General features: G+C 75.2%; 1 protein-coding gene. It reads left to right on the forward strand.

Annotated elements, in window-relative coordinates:
• Positions 1 to 160 precede the first annotated feature (160 nt).
• Entirely contained in the window at positions 161 to 355 is a 195-nt protein-coding gene (locus tag D3105_RS34230) for a hypothetical protein (protein ID WP_103538249.1), read from the forward strand.
• Positions 356 to 420: the final 65 nt, after the last annotated feature.

The following is a 420-nucleotide window of genomic DNA, read 5'->3' on the forward strand; positions in this document are numbered from 1 at the left end:
GCGGCCACTGCGACGGCTTCCCCACCGTCACCATCACCACCGGCCAGACCACCCCCGACGGACAGCACCAGACCATCACCGCCCACTGCCCCGCCTGCCGCGGCACCGGCCACACCGCCACCCCCGCCCGTGCCCACAGCCGGATCGGGGCGTGAGGGCCGTGGCCGACCTGACCCCCACACCGGACCGTCCCGGCCTCCACGTCAGCAAGCCCTCCCCGAACGCCCCGGCCACCGGCTCGGCCGTCTGCCACTGCGGAGCCACCGCAACCGCGACCGGGGACAACCAGGTGCGTGCCCTGGTCGAGGGCTACACCGCAAACCATGGGGCCGCGCACGGCCGGACGGGGCGCTGACCATGACCACTACCGCTGCTGCTGCGGCGGGCCTGGACCCGGCCACCCTGGGCGATCTGCTCCGG

The sequence above is a fragment of the Streptomyces globisporus genome (genome assembly GCF_003501885.1).
Taxonomy (GTDB): domain Bacteria; phylum Actinomycetota; class Actinomycetes; order Streptomycetales; family Streptomycetaceae; genus Streptomyces; species Streptomyces globisporus_D.